At 27.8% G+C, this 16,692-nt stretch carries 3 protein-coding genes; 1 reads left to right on the top strand and 2 read right to left on the bottom strand.

Annotated elements, in window-relative coordinates; translation table 4 throughout:
- Nucleotides 1-12: 12 nt before the first annotated feature.
- Complete coding sequence (locus JN03_RS09740; RefSeq protein ID WP_134076687.1) at nucleotides 13-2,802, bottom strand: ABC transporter substrate-binding protein; 2,790 nt, start codon at nucleotides 2,800-2,802, stop codon at nucleotides 13-15.
- A gap of 14 nt (nucleotides 2,803-2,816) precedes the next feature.
- Nucleotides 2,817-12,200, bottom strand: coding sequence for a PDxFFG protein (locus JN03_RS09735; protein ID WP_134076686.1), 9,384 nt, complete (start codon nucleotides 12,198-12,200; stop codon nucleotides 2,817-2,819).
- 422 nt (nucleotides 12,201-12,622) lie between these two features.
- Here JN03_RS09735 and JN03_RS02775 point away from each other — a divergent pair, with 422 nt between their 5' ends.
- Nucleotides 12,623-16,603 (top strand): lipoprotein 17-related variable surface protein, encoded by a 3,981-nt coding sequence (locus JN03_RS02775; RefSeq protein WP_134076685.1) that lies wholly within the window; start codon nucleotides 12,623-12,625, stop codon nucleotides 16,601-16,603.
- The last annotated feature ends 89 nt before the right edge of the window (nucleotides 16,604-16,692 follow it).

Raw genomic sequence — 16,692 nt, 5'->3', positions numbered from 1 at the left:
ATTATCCTTTCTCTAAAATTCCATTTTAGTTGGTAGTGTTTTAATTGGAGGGTTATTTACATCATAGGCATATTGAAGTGAATATTTGTAAAGTGATTTAACACCTCCAACCCGTGAAATTTCTCAGTAAGTATCAACTTCCATTAAAGGAATTACAGGCGATCCATCTCTGATAATTTTTTCAAGTGCAGCAATTGTTGCTACAATTGTCCGTTCGGTGAAATTCTTTGCTTTTTCTTCATCATTGAATTGACCTGAGAAATAAGCTGAATATCTTTCGGTGTATTTGCTAATGCTTTCACCTTTTTTAATTAATGAAAGATCAATAATTTTATTTCATATTTCTTCATCTAATCTCAAACGTTCGCGTGTGTCATCAGCAAGTTTAGTGTCTTTAATTTCAATTGCATCAGTATCTGGATTTCTAGTAATGCCTAGTTCTTTGAAATAATCCTTATAAGTTCAAGAGGCAGCAGGGTTATTTCTAAACCCAGTACTTTTTTGATCTGCTTTTTTAATTTCATCAGGTTTGAAAAATACTCTTACATATGAATATGAATCTGAACCAAAGGTATCAAAGTTCCGATAGATAATATCAAATTGACCTTTTGTTCTAGCATCTTCATAAACATTTTCAGGAAGACCTTTGATTTCTAAATCAATGTATTTGCCAAATGCTTTTGTTAAAGCATCTTTTAACCCAATACCAGCATTTAATTGTTCATCAGTTGAATTATGGATATATTTCAAACTAATTTGTTTTATATTTGGATGATCTTTTTTGAATAGATCCAAGTATTTATTAGCAATTTTAGGTAAGTAAGTTTTATCAGTTCTATCTACGTGTTCAAATTTATAAGATTTAGACAAGTGGTCAATGTGGCTATAGTTTTGAATTGGAAGTTCCAATGTCTTATCAACTTTAGTTAATATAGTGTCGTGGTCAAATCCAAGTTCTGTAGCATCTCCAAAGCTTGATGAACTTTGACCAAATGCAGTTCAAGTATTAACTGGAAATGATGAGTTCCATCCAACTATTTTTAGAAGATCATTGCGGTTAATAGCATAATAGATTGCATTTCTTAAATTATTATCATTTAAATAACTTTTACCATTAGTTTCTTGATCTAAATTGAAAGCAAATGCAATCGTTCCAAATCCAGAAGATTTGTTCATATTTTTTCTATAGTTTAAATTAGATCAATAATTTATTTGTTGAATTGCTGGAATTCTAGTTGAAGCAATGTAACCATCATCATATAGTGCTGAGTTTAGATTACTATCTGAACTAAAGTACAACTTTATTTTATTAGATATAGTTCTATCATGAGAATAGTATCTATTATCTTTTTTAAGAGTCATATAACCTTGTGGTCCAAACACAAGTCCATCAATAGTGAAAGGTCCATTGGTTAGGAATTTATCGCGATCAAGTCCAAAGTTATTGATTCCTCCAATAGATTCAACAAATTTTCTGTTGATTGGAATTAGTGTATCTTCCAAATCATGGTAAGCATTACTTAGTGATGTTGGTTCAAAACTATCATATTCAATTCTAAGTGAGTATTCATTGTAGCAAAATATCATTCTTTTAGCATAACTTGTGATATCTAAATCTTTGGTGGTATCATGAGGATTTACTTCGCTTTCATTGATCTTTGAAAGTTTCATATCATCATATTCACCAGAAGGATATTGATTTAGATACTTAGCTTTAAGTTCACTTGCTTTTTGAAGCAGACTTGATAGATCTCATTTTTGGTAAGGATCAGCATAAGGATATTTACGCACAAGAGTTTTAACTCTTTTAGGAATATTTTTAAGTTCATCTGCTGTTTTATTTATTGGATCATAATTTGGATTTGGAAGCATCAAATAAGAAACTTCTTTTGAAAAATCAAATTCAGGCGAATAAGGAATTGAACTTAAAATTTCTGCATTTGAGTGGTTGAAATATAATCTTCCTGAATAAAGTCCCATATCCAAAGCAGCTTTTCTTATAGCTTCAACATAATCTTCATCGCCTTTGTTTTGCGAAGGTCAAAGCGAAGCAAAAGGTTTTGTGGGATCAATTTTGTCATCTATTTTATAGATTAGCTTTCCATCCCGTCCTTTTGCAAGATCAGGATAACCAAAAGGATTTTGGTATGCTTTTTGAAACTTTCTAACATAATTTTGTTGAGCTTCTAACATTCTTGAAGTTGCTTTTATTTTCTTTTGAAGCAAGTTAGTTTGTTTTTGGCTACCTGTGTTGAAATCTAAAATGTAATGAAGAGCATCTATATAATCTTCGGCATAAACATCATCATTATTAGATCATTTACTTAACCCGTGGTTTAAATTCATAGTAACAGATAAAAACTTATTGTTATTAGTTCTAATTGCACTAATTTGAGGAAGCTCACCATTTGGACCTATTAAGGTTCCAGTGGTTGAACCAAATTGGTCTAATGGATAAAATTGTGAAGAAGGCTGAATTATTCCATCAACATGTACTTTCACAAAATTTTCCATAGTATTAGAATTATCATCTCCACCATACATACTCATCTTAATTTCAGGCAAAGCATAAATTCTTTTCAATGATTCATTAGGTCCTGATTTTAGAGGCGATTCTACTAAACTAGGTAAGACTTTATCAACTGATAAATATTTTATGTAATTTAATGAGTTTAATGGAGCTACTGTAAGACCTAAATCATATCCTATATTTCTACAACTACAAGAAACAAACAACAAAGGTGCAGCAGACACTGCTGCTAGAGAAGTTAGTGACAATATTAATTTGGTTTTTGTTTTCATATCTCTTTTCCTTTCTAGAAGATGTTAAATTGATCTTGTATTTTTAATATTATTTTGGTCTTGCCATTTACAACCTGTTTGTAAATTGCAGTTGGTGCTTGTGAGAATGTTTTACCATTTTCTGAAATAGAATGTGTTTCACCTAGATAAACTTCACAACCATAAGTTCCTTTTTCATCTAATGCAAAATAAATTTCATATTCATGACCTGGTAGCAACAATGTATTTGAATACTTAGAAGCAATAATGTAATCCGATACATAAGAATCAAATCCAACTCCAGCCACTGGTTTTCCATCCGATCCTGTTCAAATGTATTTTTCATCACTTATGTAATGTCTTACTCTTTGATCGTAAGGTTTGCCAATTTCTTCAAAGGCCTTGTCTTCATTTCTTATGTCTTGATTTTTATAATAGAACATATTGTTACTATTTTTTATATTCAATGCAACAGTTTTAACTTTTCCAGTTTTAGTGTCTTTGAAGGCTAGATATTTAACTTTATTAGTTAAATGTTTTGGAATATAACCATAAAATGCAATGGCATCTTTATCGCGGTCTCTTCAAATACCACTCATACTTCTTTTACCTACACCTTGCGATTGAATATAGTACTCTCAGTAAGCCTTAGCACGAGTTTCAACACGTTTACCTTCTAGATCTTTTATTCTAATTGAAGGATCAACAATATCTTTTCCTTCATCATCATATAACTTAAAGTCTAAGAATTCACGGTATCATCTATCTTTAAATCAACCGTTGTTATTGATTTGAAGCTTACCAAAGTATGAGTTTCTGAATGTATGCCCATTATCAAATTGTGATTTATCTGATAAAAATATTTGTTTTGCTTTTTGATTAAATGAATCAGCTATATGGTTTTGTTCTTCGTTTTCAATCTTATTAAATTCTAGAACTGAGTTCATCAATGCTTTTCTAGTGTTGGTTTTACCCCGTTCATTGAATTTGATTACAGCCCCTAATCATTTTTTGGTGTCAGTAGCATCAACTACATATTCAAGTCCTGTTGTAGCTTCGCTAATTCCACTTAAATATGAAGGCATATTACCAAATTGAACTGTTGGAGGAGTATAAGTAATTTGCAAGTTATCACGGTTTATAACTTCAGCAAAGTTATATGTATAGTCTGTGAAAAATTCATTGAAACGTCTTTCATTTTTTGAGTTAAAGTAGTTGAGTGCATCAGCTGAAGGAGCTACTTTTTTAAATGAACCATTTACAATAGTTAGCATCAAATCAATTAATGAAAGTTTGTTGTTTATGAAGCAAGCTATCATTTGTTCGGTTTGGAGTGAAATTTTACTATTCATTAGAAGATAATCAACTGAAGTTAGATTTTCATAAGGAACTGTAAATTCAGTAGCAAAATCTTTGAAGGTTTGAATTAGTTTATCTTTACCAAATTCAAATTTTTCCTCGCTAGGATCGAAAATGTTGAATTTGTCAGTTTTGTATTCACCAAAACCAAGGTTTTGGTCAAAGACTCACATTAGATTTTGTTTAGTTTCAAGATCTTTTAATTTAAATCTTTTGATAAATGCTGCTAAAGGTGAAACACTATAACGTTTCATAATTTCATTAGCCAATTCTTGCTCACTAGCTTTGCTTATTAAATATTCAAAATATTCTTGGTCAATTTTTTCAAATGAACTTTTGTATTGTTCATAAGAAATTTTTAATCCTCTTTTAAATGTTAAGATGTTAAATTTAGATTTAACATAATCTAAATCTCAATTCAAGGTTTTGGTTGTTGAATCTAAATTAGCTTTAGTTAAATCAATTGAAACAAATTTAAATCAATCTTTTAGATTATCAAATTCAATTTCATCACCATATAGTTTGTCGCTGCCTTTTAGTAAGTAAATACTATTAAATAGTGAGGTTTTAGTGTTTTTATTTAAAATTGAGGCATTGAATTTTATGGTTTTAACTGTTCTAGTATCAACAAAAGCAGTTAATCCTTGCTTAGTAAAGTTAGGTGCAGGTGTACCATCTGCTTTTAGAAGTAATCATAAACTTGAATCTAAATTATTACCTAATATTTGACGAGCTAATAAATAAACTGGATTTAGTGTTTTTTGAATTCCGAAATCTTTTAGAGCGGAACCCAAATCTTCTGTTAGCAAATTTTCACCAAATGTTATACTTGAAGCAACATTACCAACATAGTTTTCACCATCAATATGAGTTTCAAAACCTGAAGCAGTTCCTCATTTAAGTCCATTTCAACCACCAAGCATTAGTTTTGGAAGTTGTTGAATTAAAGTAGTTCCATTTACATCAACAAAGTAATTATCTTTTTCTCAACCGCCTGCAAGTGATTCTAATGGCTTACCATAAGGTTGACCATTTTCATAACAATATGTCGGCTCTGCAAAATAAGCAGCAGTCATATTATGTTTTGTAAAATCACGTTCTTTTACAAATCTTTTATATCAAGCTTTTGTAGGTTCATAATCCTCTGCTTTTTTACCAAACTCAGCAAGTTTAGAAAATCCTATTGATATTTTTGGTTCAATGGTTAATGCAGTTGATGAATCATCTCAACCATTAATTAAAAATTTCTTAACTACTAAACTTTCAATATTGTCTTCAACTTCTTTGATCTTATTCAATATATATTGAATTGCATTTTCACCATAGTTAGCATCATAGTATAAATCTTTATTTAGTGGTGCTGATATTATAGGTTGACCATTAGCATCATTAATGAACACTTTTTTAAGAATGAATTTACCAATAACTCCAGTAGCTTTATCTTCTTTTCGATATTCATATTCAGCAATTTTAAATTTCTGAGTAACTTCATCAAATTCAATTGGATTACCTTTTCCATCTTTTAAAATGCCACTTAACATTTTTAATGATGCTTCGGTGAATTTGTATTTTTTAGCAACCTTGTCATATACCAAGTATTTTGCTTTACCTGATACTGATGGATTTAATGTTCCTGAAAATGTGTCAAGGGTGTTGGTTAATCAAAGGTCAAATAATGAAATACCTTTTGAATCGCTTGGATTAAAACCTAATGATGCCCTTCTCTCTTCTAAGGCTTTTTTCATACCTTCAAAGTTTTGAATAAAACGACGCTTTTCATTTTTCAAAGCTTTTATAACATTAGGATCATTTATTTGAGTTCCTCAAATATCTTCAGTTTTTTCTTCTTCATAACTTATTGTTCCATCTGCATTTTTCTTAGGAAACATAAATGAAGGGTATTCACCATTTTTATCTAAAACATATTTTCCATTCAAATATGTTCTAGTGGTTAATTGAAGGTTTGTTCTTGCTTTTAAATATAAATCAAGTGCTTCTTTATTGTAATAATTTGTAATTCCAGGAGTAGCCCCAGGAGTAAGAGCCGAAACAAAAACTGATTTATTATCTGGATTTTTATCTCCTAAATTTTGTGCGCCATTTAATGTCATATGGTGTCCGTATTCATGGGCAGCTACAAATTTTAGAAAATCAATTGATATACCTTTGAAGTTTTTGTTTGTAGCTTTTAAAATAGCCCAAAGCCCTACACGGCTATCTTTATTAAATCCTAAATACTTACCATTTTTAACTTCATATTTTATAACACCATCATCAGTAAGTATTTTATCAATATAAGTTCCTTCAAGTCATTGAGCAGCATAAGGTACTTTATCTAAAACTTCATCAAGTAAGTTTTCATATCCATCAGTATAAATAGCATATCCTTTAACTAACTTGCCATCTTCAGTTTTTATGTCTCCTTCTTCACGTAAGATTCTAGGCACTACAACTTTCTTGTAATCTAAAACACTGAACATATCATTAGCAAGTGATATAACTGAAGAATTTGCTTTTGCATCGAAAGCAAATTTTCCATAAACATCAGTTGTATTATTTTCAAAGTTTACTCAATCTTCTTTTCAAGAAGAAATACCCCGAACTGAAACAACTAATTTAGAACCGCTTTTTTCTAAATTAGTTAGTTTAACTTTCTTAGTATATAAATCAATGTCAGCTTCGGTTGAATCTTTAGTTATTAAACCTAATTTGATTAGTTTTTCACGAAGTTCAATTTTTGTTTTAGCTATAACAAATTCTTTTTCATTTTTAATTTCACTAAAAATTTCATTAGACATCAAGTCTAATTCATTTTCTTTTCTGTTTGCATTTATAAAAGCAAGTTTTTTGTATAGTTCTATTCCAACTTCAGATGTTTTTCTATAAGCTGTGTTAATTATTTTGTAAGGATCAATTAGATGATATAGACCTTTGGTTCAATCTTTGAAATCGTTTGGATAGTTTCCAAGTCTTTCAAGTTCTTCGCCAAATTCATTTTTAACCTTGTTTAATTCAATTTGAAGTTTTGAAATTTGAGCTTTTTGTTCGGTAGTTAATTGAACTTTAGCAAGTTTTTGGCTTAATATTGAAATATTTGAAACTAGTGTTGCAAGATCAGCTTCATAAGTAGCAAGTACTGATTGTTGTTGAGCAAGTTGATTTTGAAGATCGTTTTTTTCTTGAGTGGTAAGTCCAGGTTTTTTTAGTTCTTCTTGAATTTGATTGATTGCACCTTTTATTTGCTCAATTTGTTTAGCATAAAAAGCTAAAGTTTCTTCATTTGCTTTTAGTTTTAATTCATAAAAAGCATATTCTCAATTAACCTTGATTTTTTCATCTATTGTTTTTTTAGCAAGGTTTTTGTATTTATCTTGAAGAGGTTTAAATTCAGGAAACTCGTTTTTGTATCCTGTTAAAATATCAAGAACTTTTTTATCATCATTGTAATCGGCTTGATATTTATTATTATTTGACTCTTTAATTAATGTATCAGTTAATTCTTTTTGATATTCTTCTACAAGTTTAGCAACAAGTGAATTCTTTTTAATTGCTGGATTTAATTCTTTGTTTAACTTGTTAGTTACATCAGAAAAAATTAATTTTAGTTCATCAAATAACTTCTTTCTTGAAGTATTAGCTTGTTCAGCACTTTGTTTTAAGGTTGCAATTACTTGTTTTAATTGCTTAAAAGTAGAATTTAAAACATTTGCTGAACTTTGTAAATAATTCGTATGAATATTTCTATAAATTTCAAATTGAGCCTTTAGATCATTACAATCATCTATTTCATTTTGTTTTCCAGGAATGGTTTTTAGATGATTAATCATTGCATCAAGTTCTAAAATCTTGATTTCAAAAGTAGTTAATGAATCTTCTAAATCTCTTAATCAAGTTGTTTCAGAAGCATATTGGCTTGCTAAACGACGAACTTTTAAGATATTTTCTTGGAAGTGATATTTAGTTTCATCTTCTTGAACTTTTCCTTCAAGTTCATCTATTTTGCCAGTTTTGAATTTTTTGTCATGCTCAATTACTTTTGCAAAATCTTGATCTTTTTCTTTGAGAATTTCTTCTTCTCTGGCTTTCATTTCTTCGATTATCTTTGATAATCTTTCATTACTTTTACCAGAAGTAAAATTAATTGGTGTAGGTCATTTTTGATTAATTTTTTCTCATTTTTCTTTATATTCTTTTTCAAGCTGTTCTAATTCTGCTTTTAAATTTACATATTTTTCAGCTTCTGTGAATATTGCAGGATCATCAACTTCAATAGCGCCTTGTGCAAGAGCATCTTGGATTTCTGATTGAAGATTATTTAATTGTTGTTTTTTTGTAGTTATTTCTTGGGTTTTATTTACTATTTCAGTATTTGATTGTAGTTCTGTATAGACAGTGTTCTGTGCTTGATATTCAGTACTATAAAAACTATTTTGTTTACTTTCAAGAGTGGTTTTTAAATTACCAGCTTTAGTTTTTTGTGTTTCAAATTCACCTTTTAAAGCTTCATATTTTGCTTTAATTTCTGGTGATAGTCCAATTTGGCTAGATTTAGTTTGACATTCAGTTACAAATGTAGTTAAGGTATTCTGGTATTGTTCTAGAAAAATTTTTGCTTCATCCAATTGTTCTTTTAAAGCATTTGCTTTTTCAAAAATGCCTTCAATAGATTGTAAAACTAATTCATCTATATCATCTTCATCTTCAATAACTGATTCATATGTTTCGGTGATGAATTTTGAATTTTTATTAATTTTAGTTAACTTATCTTGTAATTGAAGAAGTTTTTGACTTTGCTCAGTTAATTTAGAATTTTCAAATTCTAAATATTCTTTTAAACTAGAATCAGTTTCGGTTTTTAAATTTTCTTCATTTTCAACAATTTTCTTTTTGTTTTTTGCTAATTGTTCTTTTAAATTCTTTAATTCTTTTTTAGTTTCGCTGGTTATTCCTTCAAGATGAGACTTCCCATTTCCCATCATTGTTTTATATTCATTGAATTTTTCTTTATATTTATTGATTTTAATTTCACGAATTTCTTTATTCAATTTTTCAATTGCTTCAAGTAATTGTTTTTTCTCTGCTACTTTCGGAACTAATTGTTTTGAAAGTTCAAGTTTTTCTGCATCAAGATCTAAAATACCAACTATTTTTTCATATTTGGTTTCATCAATGTTTGTTAGTTCTAAAACAAATTTATGTTTTTTAGAAAAGTATTCTTTAACTTTATCTTGATAATCAGAAATAGCAGTTTGCATTTCTGATTTCAATTCTTCATATTTCTGAAGGAACTCCAAATATAAGTCAGTTAACTTACCATCCTTCTTATCAATTGAATTTAAGAAGAAATTCATTTTGAATTGAAGTAAATGAATTTTTAGTTCAACTTCATTTCTTTGTTTTTGCAAAGCATAATAATTTTCTTCTTTTGCTTTGTGTTCGTTTGCTCAAGTTATTGAATTTGTTAGAGAACTCTCAAATTCTAAATGTGCAGCAACTTGTTCGTAAGATACATAACCTGATTCACTAGATTTAAGTTTTCACAAATTAATCTTCTGGTTTTTTTGTTCTCTTATGGGTTTTATATATGTATTATAAATAGTTCAATCACTAGATCAATTAGGGTATTGTTGCATCAATTCTTTTTCTTGTTTTTCTAAAGCAACAATTTCATCATATAAGGCTTTATTAGTTTCAATAAAAGTTTTTCTTTGACTATAAAATGAATCTCATTTACCTTTAACCAATTGAAGATATTCAGGAAGTACATCAAAATTCTTAATACAGAATTCTTTTCATTTTTCAATAGTACCTAATGGAAACTTATTTGTTTTAGTTCCTGGAACTATAAATCCATCAATTTTTAATTCTCCACTAGGAGTAAATGCTTCTAGAAGTTCAAGGTAGATTTTTCCAATGTTTTTATATTGAATTGATTTTGTTTCAGCATCAATAGTCTCAATTTGTTGTTCTAACGTAGCATCTTGTTCTTTCAATGCTTTCAGTTCAGTTAGTAAAGTTTGATATTCAAATTTAACTTTAGCACCTGGGTTTTTATCATTTCATTGTTGAACTATTGATTTGAAAAATGGTGAGTATACATAAAATTCATTGTCTGATTTTTCTTTTTTATCATACAAGAAGTTTTTTAAGTTATAGAAATCTCTTCAATTCAAGAAACTACCTTGTGCAGTTTCTTTCAAGGTTTCAGTTGTAATTATTTGGTTTACTTGATAAGCTAAATCATTGTTATAAACTATTAAAACACTGTTTTGTTCAAGTATATCTTTTTCTTCAATCTTTAATGAGATCTTTAATTTCTTATTAAATGATTCAACAAATTTGTGTTGTAAATTTTTTGCTATTTCAAAAACTTTAGTAACAAAAAGTGATTTATCATCATTATTAGTTCCAGTTTCGATGTTAGATGAAACTAGTGCTGTATATTCTTCAACTTTTATATCCAAGAATTGGATTAAATCAGAAAGTTCATCACGATAAGTTTTTAACTTAGTATTTAACTTATTTAGGTTATTGATGTGTGTAGTTTCAAGTTTTGCCAATTCTTTTTTAATTTCTTCAAGTTCGGCTTTAGCTTTATTTATTGCAGCGGGATCAGTTGGCGATTGAGCTTCTAATGAAGCAATTTCTTGTTCTTTAGCAGTTTTTGAAGCTTCGAGATCTTTTTTGTTTAATGCATAATCTTCATTTTCTGATTTTATATCAGATTCTAAGCTAGTTATTTTTTCTCTTAGTACAGAAATTGACTGATTTGCTCTAAGAACTTCCTTTTCATATTTTTCTTTAGCATGTCTTATAGCTGAATGAAGGTTCATTATGTTATCAAGATCAAGTTCTTTTTCTTGATCGGCAAGTTTAACTAAAAGCTTGGTTTTTTGAAGAGTTTCAAATAAATTATAAAAACTTCCATCAGCAAATCAAATTCTTAAATAATAATCAGCATATGTTCCATCAGTGGTATTTTTTTCAAGTGTTACATTTGAAACTATTTTTTCTTCAAGTGAATCATCTTTTAAATTCTTTAAAAGATTATGTTTGTCGCTAGATTCATATTTTTTAATTTGTTTAGCTAATTCTTTTTTAGCTTCATCTTTTGTTTTACCACCTACAAGCATTAAATAATCTTGAGGTACATAGTATCTGGATTTTTCAAAAGAAAGAAGCGAACTTTCTTTTAATGCACTATCTCAGTTTGGTTTTTTGATAGCAAAAACTTTTGTGCCTATCAAACTACGAATATCAGTTATATTTCTGAATGTATATTCAGTAACAGATTCATCTGACATATTTGCAAAAACATTATAACCAGGAGTATTTTTTAATAACTTTTCAATTTCTTCATTTGTCAGAAGTTTTTCATTTAATTTATATACAAGTGCATCATTTGCATTTCCACGTCCACTTAATTCCGAATATACTGCCAAGGTACCAAAAAATGCATCAGGGTAGAATTTAATGGTCATATATTCTTTGTTCAAATCTGAGTGCGATCCAAGGGTAATACTATTCCCCTTCATTTCAACACCTTTTACAATTGAAAACTCTTTTAGAGTAACAATTTCAGGTCCTCATGAAACATTAAACATAAATCATTTAGTAAAATCAAAGAAATCTTTTGCAGACACTGCTTCAAGATATTCATTGAAAAAGTCAAATGAACCATATCTTATGTTTAGAACTGGATATCTTTTGTTTAGATCATAATAATGTTTAATGTATTCTTCAACGGATTTAGTGTTGGTTTTCTTTGGATTTTTTTCGTCTATTCAAGTTGCTGTATTTTTAGCAATATCAATATCAGCGATTTTTTTATCTTTATCACTAGTTACGAAATATATTTTGGCATCTTTTGTTTGAACAAATTTATTTCGTAGATAGTAAGGATCGGCAGGATTTTTTCTTCCTAATCTATCTGGTGAACATTTTGAATATGCATAAATTGAACTTAAAGTTACAGTTGTTGCTAGTATCAATGACCCGAGTGATATGGCATATTTATGTCATACCTTCGTTTTGAAGTTAAACTTCTTTTTTGATTTCATTATTTCTCCTGGTAGTTTTGTATTTTTTTACAAAACAAAATATTTCAAAATAGTAAATTTTTGATTATAAAATATGAAAAAAACTACACTTGTATAATTAATAACTATTAATTATACTTCAAAACAAAGTGATTTAAGTATTATCAACTTCTGTGAATGTTAGATTCATTTTAAAAAAATATAATTTTTAGCCTATTTTCTTATGAAAATTAGTGTTTTTTTGATGTAAAAATAAGCAAAAAAACAGCTTTTTCGAGGTCAAAAAAACCTATTTTTTATCTAAAATTTTTTGTTTTTTTACATAAAAAAACTAGCTTAAAAATCGCTTTTAATTTCCCTGCTTTTTCATAAAAAAATATTTTGCGTAAATTTAAATTAAAATTTTATATATAACCAAATCAGCAATTTAAAAGGAAAATTATATGCGACCCAAAAAATTGTTATTGTTAACTAGTTTTGCTATTCCAGGAACCTTAATTCCACTAAGTGTTTCATGCAAAAAAATTAACTATGAAGAAGACATAAAAATAAAATTCAAGAACAATCAAAATAAAGAGAATTTTTTTGCATCTGATGTTGAAAAAAATATTGAAATAAGCTCTAAAACTACTGTTAAATATACAATTCAAAAACTAGATTTTGATGATACAAAAGGAATTGCCACTTTAACATTACTGCCTACTAAAAATGGCAAAACCGATAAAACATTTAAACTTAATTTAAGTGGCTTTAAGAAAAAATTAGAAGCAATTGTAAATAAAGTAGGCGATGTTGATTTACTAGATAAATCAACATCTACTGTAAGTAATTTCATTACAAAACACTCACAAAAACTAAAAGAAAAAATTATTTTACCTTCACTCGAAGGTAAAAAGGCAAATGAATATTTTGCTGAATTTAAAGTTTCATTAACTCCTATTTTAAAAATTAAAGATGATAATGCTGGTATTGCCGAACTTACTATTTCTTATTCATTAGGTGATCAATTTTTTGAAAAAAAATATGAAATTTTAGGTTTTCAACAACAAATCCAGTATCAAGAAGACCAATTAATTAACTCACTTGGTTTAATAGGTATAAAAGATTCTGAAAATCAGTACGCTCATAAATATGATAATACTGAAGAAAATTTAAAGAAATCATTAACCTCTGATAAGCAAAACAATGTTACTACTTATTTAACTAAAAATGAAATTACAATTACTAAAGCCGAACTTGCCGACGTTAACAAAAATGAAGGAACTGCTAGTTTAAAACTTACTTTTTCTTTCAAATCTAATAATAGCCTAACAAAAACTTATGCAATTAAATTTAGGAAATATCTTGTAAAAGTTGATGATGTTATTGCTCAACTTGGTGATTTGGATTTAAATGATAAAAACAAAAACACTACTGAAAGTTATAAAAAATCAATTAAAGTTGATAACTTAGTTTTTAGTGGTATTCCCGGAAAAACTACAACTGAGTTTTTAAATGAAATAATTGATGTTCAAATAGAAATCAAATTTGAAACTATAGATAAACTTGCAGGAACTGCAAAAGTTATCTTAACTTTTAAAAATGTAGTTACAAATGAATCTAAACAAAAAGAATATCAAATCCAAGGATTATTAAAAGATCTCCCACTTGAACAAGTTCTTCCAAAAATCACAAGCATTGATTTAAAAGATAAAGAAAAATATTCATTAGACGGATATAGATTAACATTCTCAGATTTATTTTCAAAATTAACTTCAACTGATAATTTTGGAGAAAACATTACTATCAATGAATATTTAAATAGTTATACTATTAATACAGAAATTTCACTTAGTGAAATTGATGGCGCTTCTGGAAAATTATCGATAAAATTCAGTAAAGATGGCAAAGAAGAAAGTAAAGAATATACCATCACTGGCTTCAAACAAAAGAAAACACTTGAAGAAGTTGCAAATAGTTTAGGAGAATTATCTTTAGAAGGCTCAACTGAACTTACATTAGAAAAGTATTTAGAACTTAATGGTGATAAATTAGTTGAAAAATTAAAATCTTCAAATAATATAAATACCAAAGAAGAATTAACTGCTTATGCAATTATAGCTACTGTGATACTTGAAAAAGTAAAAGGCAATTCAAAAGATGCCAAGTTAAAAGTTAAGTTTACAAAAATTTCTGAAACAAAGGAAAAAGAATATACATTAACAAATGCTTTCAAGGAAAATAAATTAGCTGATTTATTTGATAGTTTAGAAAATATTCAACTTGATGGTGCAGAATCAAGTGACATCATTGAATATAAGAAAACAAATGCTGATTTGAAAACAAAAATTAAAGTTGAAAGCAAAAATGCAGAAACCATTAAAAATGAAATTGCAGCTAAAAACTATTCACTAGAAGTAGTTGAAATCAGTGCCTTCAAATATGAAGATGGATCATATGCTCTAAAAATAACTTTAAAAGACAACGAAACAAATGAATTTATAACAAAGGAATTTACTCCAGCTAATAAATTTAAAGCATTAACATTCGAACAAGTTATTGAAAAAGCGGGTTCAATTGACTTAAACAATAAAGGCTCATCATTACCTTATGAATATGTTATTCAATATGAATCAGAGCCTTTTGAAGAAATTTGTGCCACTCCTGAATATCTTTCTTTCTTAAAAGCAAATGGAATTGAAATTAAAACATTCTATCTAAATCAAGAAAGTGAAGAAGAAGGAACTGTAAAATTAACTCTTGTTTTTAAGTCAAACCAATTTGCAGCAGAATATCAAAAAGAATACATTATTGCAGGATTTAAAGTTAATTTATCACTAGATAAAGTTTTAGAGAAAATTACTGCTGTTGATCTAGAAGATAAAGCAACTCATACTGTTGATAGCTATAAAAAAGAATTTAAATTCACTCTACAAGAAAAAATAACCGGAACAATTAATAGTCTAAGTCTTGCAGAATTTCTAACTTCAAATCAAACAATTATTACTAATGCTGAATTAGAAGAAAAACCGGGTGATTCTACAACCGGTGTACTAACAATAACTTTTTATAAAGGCGAAGAAAAAACAAAAAGTTTTGATATTGCAGGTTTTAAAGCAAATAAGTTAAGTAACTTTATAAATGAAACTGGAAAAATCAAATTATCAGGCTCTCAATCAGATATAAATTTCTATGAATATAGACAACAACATTCTTCTAACTTAGAAGCTCAATTAATATCTGACAAAATTTCAGATAATGCTACATTCAAACAAAAATTAACTGATGCAAAAGTTAAATTAACTTCTGTTAAAATAGTTCCGACAGCAAAATTAAAAGATGGTATTGGTATCTTACAATTAGAACTAGAGGATCAAGATGATGGTACAGTTAAGAAAACTATAACTTCTGAAATTCAATTCAAGGTTATTAGTATTGATGAAATAGTAAGCGAATTGGGAGTTTTAGATGTTAAAAATAAAGAAAATATGTATGCAAAATTATTTGCAAGCGAATTTAATACTTTAAACAATGAACAAAAACTAGAAAAATTTAAATTTACAAAAAATTCGACTGAAGTACAAGCTAAAACTATATTAGAAAAATATGGTTGTGAATACGAAATCAAGATTGCCAAAATAGATGATTCGCATGCAGACCTAGGCAGTTTATTATTATACTTTGGAATTAAAACCGAATGAGGCGAAGGAACTGTCCCTACTGGTATTATTTCTGGTTTTAAAATAAGTCCACTTCTAAAATTATTAGAAGGCAAAGAATTAGAACTAGAAGGCGCTGATCCTAATCTAAGAATCAGTGAATATAAAAAGAAATTTTCTGATTTAACTAAACAAATTAAAACTAAAACTGAAAATAATGAACAATTTATTAAATATCTAGATGAAAAAGGCGCTGAATTGGCTATAGTTGAACTAGTTTATTCAGATGAATCTGAACCTGTTTTAGTAATAACTTTAAAAGAAAAAGCAGAACCTAGAAATACTCACAAGGAATATAAAGTTCTTACTGGTATATTGAAAAAAGCATATTTTGAAGTTGTTGAAACTGCCTCAAACAAAGATGCCATTCTTCAAAAAAATTGAAAATACAATGATTCATTTGCTATTAATACAACTAATATTGAATTTGAACAACAAGATGAAAATTGAGTCACTCTACTTCAAAATGACAAAATTTATTATGACTACAAAATGAATGCTTTTTCTACCGAACTTAACGATGGTGAAAAATTATTAGAAATTAAAAATTGAGATACAAAAATAACATTCGTTAACAAAGATAAACCAGCTAAAAGTAAAAGAACTTCTAACCCAGAAATTGAAGTCAAAAAATCTGATGATAAAGTAGAATTAGAATTTAGATTGTGCAATTTTAGTAAAAAAGAAATATCTTCTAAAATATATAAAATAACTTACTATATCTAAAGATATAGAGAAAAAATCGCAAAAGGCAAAGTTTCTCATCTTTGCTTTTTTTATTTTTATTTACTTTAAAATATTTTTAGTATCTAGGA

Origin of the sequence: Metamycoplasma hyosynoviae (genome assembly GCF_004365165.1) — a bacterium.
In the GTDB taxonomy this organism is placed as follows: domain Bacteria; phylum Bacillota_I; class Bacilli_A; order Mycoplasmatales; family Metamycoplasmataceae; genus Metamycoplasma; species Metamycoplasma hyosynoviae.
Note: the sequence above shows the minus strand (reverse complement) of the source record. Positions and strands in the feature narration are given on the sequence as shown.